Source organism: Arthrobacter sp. (assembly GCF_030540645.1).
GTDB lineage: Bacteria > Actinomycetota > Actinomycetes > Actinomycetales > Micrococcaceae > Specibacter.
Window position 1 is genome coordinate 1 of record NZ_JAUNVV010000077.1, and the last position, 7,589, is coordinate 7,589.

At 62.9% G+C, this 7,589-nt stretch carries 9 protein-coding genes and 1 tRNA gene; 6 read left to right on the forward strand and 4 right to left on the reverse strand.

The features are described from left to right. Both Q4P21_RS12970 and Q4P21_RS12975 read left to right on the forward strand, forming a co-directional pair. Window positions 1-501, forward strand: a 501-nt coding sequence (locus tag Q4P21_RS12970; RefSeq protein ID WP_303389177.1) for a phosphate ABC transporter ATP-binding protein, incomplete at its 5' end; no start/stop codon positions are given. 57 nt (window positions 502-558) lie between these two features. Further along, window positions 559-1,671, forward strand: coding sequence for a hypothetical protein (locus Q4P21_RS12975; protein ID WP_303389178.1), 1,113 nt, complete (start codon window positions 559-561; stop codon window positions 1,669-1,671). An 82-nt stretch (window positions 1,672-1,753) separates the two neighbouring features. Here Q4P21_RS12975 and Q4P21_RS12980 read toward each other — a convergent pair whose 3' ends face one another. The 3 genes from Q4P21_RS12980 to Q4P21_RS12990 form a co-directional block, all read right to left on the reverse strand. Next, window positions 1,754-2,764 (reverse strand): inorganic phosphate transporter, encoded by a 1,011-nt coding sequence (locus tag Q4P21_RS12980; RefSeq protein WP_303389179.1) that lies wholly within the window; start codon window positions 2,762-2,764, stop codon window positions 1,754-1,756. A 2-nt stretch (window positions 2,765-2,766) separates the two neighbouring features. Then, entirely contained in the window at window positions 2,767-3,384 is a 618-nt protein-coding gene (locus Q4P21_RS12985; RefSeq protein ID WP_303389180.1) for a DUF47 domain-containing protein, read from the reverse strand. Window positions 3,385-3,582: 198 nt separating this feature from the next. Further along, entirely contained in the window at window positions 3,583-4,230 is a 648-nt protein-coding gene (locus Q4P21_RS12990; RefSeq protein ID WP_303389181.1) for a hypothetical protein, read from the reverse strand. 180 nt (window positions 4,231-4,410) lie between these two features. Here Q4P21_RS12990 and Q4P21_RS12995 point away from each other — a divergent pair. Beyond that, window positions 4,411-4,486, forward strand: a tRNA-Lys gene (locus Q4P21_RS12995). A gap of 52 nt (window positions 4,487-4,538) precedes the next feature. On the opposite strand, the gene Q4P21_RS13000 is transcribed toward Q4P21_RS12995, so the two are convergent. Continuing rightward, entirely contained in the window at window positions 4,539-5,225 is a 687-nt protein-coding gene (locus Q4P21_RS13000; RefSeq protein WP_303389182.1) for a cysteine hydrolase, read from the reverse strand. Between the two features lie 63 nt (window positions 5,226-5,288). Here Q4P21_RS13000 and Q4P21_RS13005 point away from each other — a divergent pair, with 63 nt between their 5' ends. The 3 genes from Q4P21_RS13005 to Q4P21_RS13015 are packed head-to-tail and all read left to right on the forward strand — an operon-like array spanning window position 5,289 to window position 7,274. Further along, a complete protein-coding gene (locus Q4P21_RS13005; RefSeq protein ID WP_303389183.1) occupies window positions 5,289-6,122 on the forward strand; it encodes a hydroxymethylpyrimidine/phosphomethylpyrimidine kinase in 834 nt (277 codons plus the stop codon). Between the two features lie 54 nt (window positions 6,123-6,176). Further along, window positions 6,177-6,512 (forward strand): GNAT family N-acetyltransferase, encoded by a 336-nt coding sequence (locus tag Q4P21_RS13010; protein WP_303389184.1) that lies wholly within the window; start codon window positions 6,177-6,179, stop codon window positions 6,510-6,512. Next, window positions 6,513-7,274, forward strand: coding sequence for an SDR family oxidoreductase (locus Q4P21_RS13015; RefSeq protein ID WP_303389185.1), 762 nt, complete (start codon window positions 6,513-6,515; stop codon window positions 7,272-7,274). It abuts the gene before it with no gap. Window positions 7,275-7,589: the final 315 nt, after the last annotated feature.

The following is a 7,589-nucleotide window of genomic DNA, read 5'->3' on the forward strand; positions in this document are numbered from 1 at the left end:
CCCAACCCGTTCCCCACCATGAGCATCCGCGACAACGTGCTGGCCGGCGTGAAGCTGAACAACCGCCGCATTTCACGCAGCGACGCCGACGAGCTGGTGGAGGGTTCGCTGCGCGGGGCAAACCTGTGGAATGAGGTCAAGGATCGGCTTGAGAAGCCCGGTTCCGGGCTCTCCGGCGGTCAGCAGCAGCGGCTGTGCATTGCCCGCGCCATCGCCGTCTCCCCGGACGTGATCCTGATGGATGAGCCCTGCTCCGCACTGGACCCCATCTCCACGCTCGCCATCGAAGACCTCATCAATGAGCTCAAGGACGAATACACGGTTGTCATTGTCACCCACAACATGCAGCAGGCCGCCCGCGTCTCCGACAAGACGGCCTTCTTCAACATCGCAGGCACCGGCAAACCCGGAAAGCTGATTGAATTCGCCGAAACGGCCACCATCTTCAACAATCCACGGGAAAAGTCCACGGAAGACTACGTCTCCGGCCGTTTCGGCTGACAGCGGCTGGCGCTGGCGGGAAATCGCTGCTGGAGCGCCCGGCGATACGCTTGAAACATGACTTCACTTCCAGCCGTGCGCGGCGCCCACCTCGTAGGATCCATCAACCAGCCCACGGCAGCCGATTCGCTGCGCATAGTTGCAGAAAACCTCGCCGGCCAGGTGGCGCGCTACCCCGACGGTGAAGTGGGCGAACGCTTCCATTGGATCCTGTTCCAAGGCGCAAAGTTCGACGCCGTTGCCGGGCTGGAGCGCATCCCGCGAGCTCCGATCATGCTCGCGGGCTTCGACGTGCGGCCCCTGATGCTGGATGGCACCGTCCCCACGGGAGAGCTTGTGTTCGGACCGCTGGGCTACGCAGATGCTGCGCTCGCCGGCTACCAGGACTTCAAGGCCCTCCGTGAAGCCGGAACCATACCCTCAGGCGCCCGGTTCCAAGTCTGCCTGCCCACCCCACTGGCCCCGCTCTCGGTCTATGTGGTCCCGGCCGACCGCCCGGCCGTCTACCCGTTGTATGCCGCCGCGATCTGCAAGGAGATCGCCGCCATCGCAGCGGCCATCCCGGCCGAGGACTTGGCCATCCAGATCGACCTGGCCACCGAGTTCTCCTACATCGAGCAGGTTGCCATGGGTGCTCGCAAGCCCTTCCCCTGGTTCATAGAGGGTTTGGCGGACGGTGCCGAGGCGCCCGCCGAGACCATCATCGAGGCCGTCACCACAATGGCCGCCGAGGTCGCCGCAACTGTCCCTGAGCACGTGCAGCTTGGTTTCCACCTTTGCTACGGGGATGTTGCAGAGAAACACTTTGTGGAACCTGCCGACGCCGGAAACCTGACGGCAGTTGCCAACGCCCTGTCAGCGCGCGTGGCACGCCCTATCGGCTTTCTACAGTTGCCCGTGCCGATCGAGCGCGACGACGAAGCCTACTTCGCGCCAATGGCCGCCTTGGCACTGCATCCCGAAACAGCTCTGTATCTTGGCCTTGTGCACCACGAGGATGGCACTGAGGGAGGTCTGCGCCGTATAGCGGCGGCCCGCCCGGCGTTGGCTGCCGCCGGACTGGCGGAGTTTGGGGTGGCCACCGAATGTGGACTTGGCCGCGGTCCTGTAGACAGGATGGCGCCGCTGCTGCGCCTACACGCGGAGATCATCAAGGCAGGAAGCGTCTGATCGTGCCAGCCTTGGTTGTTACTGCAGCTGATGCGGGTGGCGAGCGCGGACACCCGCATCAGCTGCAGTATGGATTCAGGCGCTACGCCAGCGGAGACAGGGCCAGGAAGAACACCGCACCGAGCCCTGCACAGACAAGGGGTGTGGCCACCCATGCGCCGGCGATCCGCAGCAGCATCCGGCCGTTCGTGGCGGAGAAGCGCTGGTTTGCCCCGGCTCCGACAATGGCAGCCGTGACGGTGTGCGTGGTGGACAGTGGCATGTGCAGGCCGATGGCGCCGAAAAACAGGAGGCCCGCAGCCACCATCTGCGCCACAAAGCCGCGCATGGGGTCCATTCTGACCAAACGGTGCCCCAAAGTGTAGGAGATGCGCCAACCGCCGAACAGCGTGCCCACGGCGAGCATCCCAGCCGTGAACACCGGCACCCACAAAGGTACTTCCCCGACCCCGGCGGCACCGGCGGCTACAAGGGCGAACAGGACAACCGCCGTCGTGCGCTGGCCGTCTTGGAGTCCGTGTCCAAAGGCGACGGCGGCACCCGCCACGGACTGCAGCTGCCGACTGCGCCGGTTGACCATGTTGGGAGCCGTGTTCCGTGCCGCCCAGGAGGTGGGGTAAACGGCGGCGAAACCCAGCACGAACGCGAGCACGGGGGAGACCAACAACGGCAGGAGCACGAGCGTGAGCAGCGTGAGGTTGATGCCCTCCAGCGGGGGATGCCCCAACGCCGTCGAGCCCAGGGACGCGCCCACCACGGCACTGATGAGTGCATGGGTGGAGGAGGACGGGAAGCCGCGCCACCACAGGTAAATACCCCACAGGCTGGCACCGATCAGTGCGGCGAGGAGCAGCACCAGGCCGCTGCGGCCAGTGGGCACGGTGAACAGTTTGTCGGCATAGCTGGCCGCCAAGACCACGCTGGCAAGGGCCCCCAGGGCATTGAACACGGCGGCGAGAATGACGGCGATGGTGGGCGTCAGGGCGCGGTTTCGAACTGAGAGTGCGACGGCGGCCGAGGCGTCGCGAAAACCGTTCAGGAAGGCGAAAATTGCCGCCGCGACGATCACGGCGCCGAGCAGGAAAGCCAGCAAGCTCAGGATTCCTTGACGATGATGCTGCCTACTTGCGTGGCAACGGCGCGCATCTGCCTGCTGGCGGCCGCGAACTGGCCGGCCAGCGTACTGTATTTAGTGAACGTGGCGGGGCTGTGGGCTTCAAGCAGCTCGGCAACCAGCACCCGGTGGGTGTGGTCGGCGCGCTTGCCCAGACGCAGGACCTCCAACCAATAGTCCTCAAGACTGTCCAGGTCGTTGAGGTTTCTCATGGCGGCGGTGGTGAGTTCTGCCTGGCGGGAGAGGATTTCAAGCTGGTCGCTGATGCGGGCCGGTGTCCGGTCGAGGGCGTACAGCTCGATGATTTCTCCGGCCCCGGTGAGAATCTCACTGGTTTCATTCAACAACCTGCCCAGGGCGTACAGATCCTCGCGCGGAAGCGGATTGATGAAGCTTGTGCGCATACGCGTCAGCAGGGCTGCAAAGTCGGCAGTTGATGCCGCATCCTGTCGCCGCAAAGTTTCGGTGAGGGCGGCAAAGTCGCCCCGGCCCGCCCCTAGCAGTTCCGCCAGGGTGTGCGTACCCGCCAAAATCTGCTCCGCCATACGAGCCAGTGCCTGAAGCCCGGCAGTCTCCTGGGGGAAAAGTCGAAGCTTCACAATGAGGCCTTTGTTGTGGTGGACTTCTGCGCAAAAATGCGGTCTGGATCTGGGCAAAAAAGTGGTGCCGAACCGGGAGCGCCTCTCGGCACTAGGCCGCTCGTAGCGGCTATAAAATGGAGCCCGGGGGTTCCACGGTTCGACACCGCCTTTAGTCTTGTACGTCCAGCCCCGACTGTCAACTGGAGCCTGTTTTTACTAGTCCAGTTCGCCCATTCGCCATGATTTTGCGGCGCCTTCAAGATCCTCGGCCGTGCGGACCAGCTGGCGGGCTTTTTTCGTCAGGGCTGCTGAATGTTCGGGGTGGGCGGCCCCGCGTTCCTCGGCAAGTGTGGCCTGGCCCAGGGCAACGACCCGGCAAAAAGCCGCCGAACGCTCCAGTGCGACATCGAACTCACCGTCGAAGGCGCCGGAAAGAATGGCGTTGGACATGGCCGTGATTTCCTCGGCTCCCGGCGGTTCGGCAACACCGGCGACGGCGTTGGCCACCTGGGCTTTTTGCTGCCCTGCGCGGAAGAAGACGCTAATGCCCTCGGGGTCCTGCAATGTGGCGGCTCGCAGTGCGTAGAGGCGCCAAAGTGCCCCGGGAAGCGAGCGCGCCGGGCTGGCTGCCCACATTTCTGCAATGGCCTCAAGCCCCTGCCGGTCCGCAAGTTTCACCAGCCTTTTGGTGATTTCAGGGTCGTTGCTGGCCCTTCCGCTGTGCACCAGCGCGCGGGCGGCCAAGTGTGCGGCCTCGGACACGCGCGCCGGATCGGTGCCGCCGGCAAACGATTCAAAGTCGGCCGGCGAAAAAGGCACTGGCTTGTGCGGGCGGGGAGCGCTGCTGGCTGGTTGATCGTTCATGACACGACACTACTCCGGCTGTGGTTCAGGGTCGAGTGAGCCGTTGCTCAGGCGGGTACTGCAAGGGTGGTCTGCGGGTTTCCCCGGGGTTGAATTGCATTCTGGTGCACGGCGTGCGGTAGTCTAATATGCGTCAACTTTTACACAGTGGATTCACTGTTAAGGAGATGGCATTAGGTCGGGCCTTTAGCTCAGTTGGTAGAGCATCGGACTTTTAATCCGTGGGTCGCGGGTTCGAGCCCCGCAGGGCCCACCAGTCGCAGAAGATCCCCTGCACCGTATCCGGTGCAGGGGATCTTTTTTTGTGTCTAGGAGACGCCCTCGTACCCCCTGGAGGAATCATCCACGTCTGCTGACGAAGCCAGGGCTGCAATGAACTCCGCCGACGTAGTGGGTGTGGAGAACATGGGGTAGTCGAACTTCACTGCGGATTCCCCCTCTTCAACGCTGGTGGCTGCCACGGCGTCCGTCAGCGTGACCACGTTGTAGCCACGCTCGTAGGCGGTCCGCATGGTGGACTCCACACAGCAGTTGGTCAGGAAGCCCGCCAGGGCAACCGTCTTGATGCCCTTTGAGCGCAGGATAAAGTCCAAGTTCGTGCTGCCAAAGGCGTCAAGGCCGCGTTTGCCTTCAATGATGATGTCGGACTCTGCCGGGGCGAAACGGTCCATGATTTCCGCTCCCCAAGCGCCCTTCACGAATGCCGTCGCGTCCACCACGCCCTTGAGGATGCCGTAGGGGTGTTTGGAGATTTCGTTGTACCCGGGGGCGAAACTGATGGGCGAATGGATCACCGTGGCACCTGCTTGGCGGGCTGCTGCCAAGACCTTTTCGGCGTTGTCCAAGGTGCCGTTGGCTGACATGGAGTCCTTGACGGCGTCATGGAGCACCCCGCCTTCAGAGGTGAAGTCATTCTGGAATTCAATGAAAACCACAGCGGTGGAATCGATGTCCATGGCGTTGTCCTTAGTTTCGTAGTGGAATTTCTCGCACAAATTAAGAATCTACCGGTGGCGGAGCAACATTGGTAGGGCCGCCAAAGTGGCAAGATAGTCTCCATGACAACAAAAGCCCCTGCACTCGCCCTGACCATTGCCGGATCCGAAGCAACCGGCGGTGCCGGCGCTCAGGCAGATTTGAAGACGTTTCAGGAACTTGGCGTCTTCGGGATCGTGAATCTGACCTGCATCGTGTCCTTTGACCCCAAGGACAACTGGAACCACCGCTTCGTGCCGGTGGACCAGCAGGTCATCGCCGACCAATTGGAAGCCACGTTGGCGGCCTACGGTGCAGCTTCTGGCGCACCGACACTGCTGGAGACTGTCAAGATCGGGATGTTGGGCAGCCCCGCCACTATCAGCACGGTAGAGACTGCACTCAAAGCAGCAGCCTTCAAGAATGTGGTCCTGGACCCGGTGCTGATCTGCAAAGGACAGGAGCCTGGCCACGCCCTTGATACCGATAAGGCACTGAAAGCACAGATCCTGCCGCTGGCCACCTTTGTCACGCCGAACCACTTTGAAGCCGAGTCCCTTTCCGGCATGGAAATCAACAATGTTGAGGACTTGAAGGCGGCGGCCCGCAAAATCCATGAAATCAGTGGTGCGGCAGTGCTGGCCAAGGGTGGGGTGCGGCTGGCTGGCGCGGACGCCGTCGACGTTTTCTTTGACGGGGAAACCCTAGAGGTCCTGTCCGCGCCGAAGGTGGGGGAGGTGGCCGTCTCCGGCGCTGGATGTTCGCTCGCTGCCGCTGTGACCGCCGAACTGGCCAAGGGGGCCACCGCTTTGGAAGCCGCGCGGACAGCGAAGGCCTTTGTCACGGAGGGCATTAAAAACCGGGTGGTTTCCGGTGCCCCGTTCACCGCTCTTTGGCAGGGTGGGGCAGGCGCTTAACCGCAGCTAAAGAACGCTGTTGCCAGCACCTGTCGGTTGTGCCAAGCTCGATTTATGAGAGTGAACACAAGCCAGGAATCAGACTGCTTTGACGCCAACGTGCGGATGGTGCGCAACGATGCCCGGCACCGGTACGAACTTTTTGCAGCAGATGAATTGGCAGTGGTCATGACGTTCCAGGATCTGCCGGGGCACACCGATATCGTCGCTTCACAAGCCCTGCCCGGTTTTGAGGACGGCGGTCTGCCGATGGTGCTGGCCAGGTACGCGCTGGATGACGTGGTGGCGGCAGGTAAGCGCATCATCCCGCACTGCAATTATGTGCGCCGCTTCATTGCAGACCACCTGGACTTGTACACCCAATACACCGACTTTCCGCAGGAGGCTTAGTTGAAGCGACACGTTGCATTGATTACAGGGGCCACCTCCGGGCTGGGGGCCGAGTTCGCCCAGCAGCTGGGCCGATCCCAGCACAACCTGGTGCTGGTGGCTAGGGACGCCCAACGGCTTGAGGCCAAGGCCGTGCGGTTGCGCAGTGACTTTGGGGTGGAAGTGGAGGTGCTGTCCGCGGACCTCACCACGGACGACGGCGTTGCTTCCGTCAGTGCCCGGCTGGCGGACCCTGCCCGGCCCGTCTCTGTGCTGGTGAACAATGCCGGTTTCAGCATGGTCAAGCCCTTCGAAAAGAACACTGTGGAGGAGGAAGCTGCGCAGTTGCGCATCCTCGTACGCACCCCCATGGAACTCATTCATGCCGTGCTGCCCGGGATGCGGGCCCGAAGTCATGGCCGGATCATCAACGTTTCAAGCGTCGCATCATTCATACCGCGGGGAAGCTACGGTGCTGCCAAGGCGTGGGTGACGAACTTTAGCCGGTCGGCGAACTTGCGGTATGGTCCCCACGGCGTGAAGGTGACTGCAGTGTGCCCTGGATTCGTGCACACCGAATTCCACCAGCGCATGGGTGCGGACATGGGCGGGGTGAAACCGTGGATGTGGCTCAACGTCGAACCGGTGGTGCGTGAAGGTCTGGCGGACAATGCGGCAGGCAAGGCCGTCTCCATCCCATCCAAGCGCTATGCAACCATCGTGGCGCTGAGTCGCTTCGTCCCGGACAAGGTGGCGGCCGCGGTGGGGAACCGCGGCCGCTGAACTCGACGGCGTGCCAAGCTGGCGGGGGCGTGTGAAATTCCACACGCCCCCGCCAGCTTGGCACGCCGTCGCAGTGAATGGCAGGCGGAGTCGCAGTGGGCAGGACGCCCTAGACGTCCGCCATCGGCCGGCCCACCGTGACTGGAATGCCGGTGCCGGGGGTTGGCGGCTCATAGCTGGAATCGAACGGCAGCTGATCCATGTCAAGCAACGGGTTCTCATCCTGAGTTGCCACAAGCTGCCGGGCCTCCTCCATCGTGGCCACGCTGGGCATGGACCCCGGCAGCGGCTTCCGGGCAGACTCCCGCAGGAAGT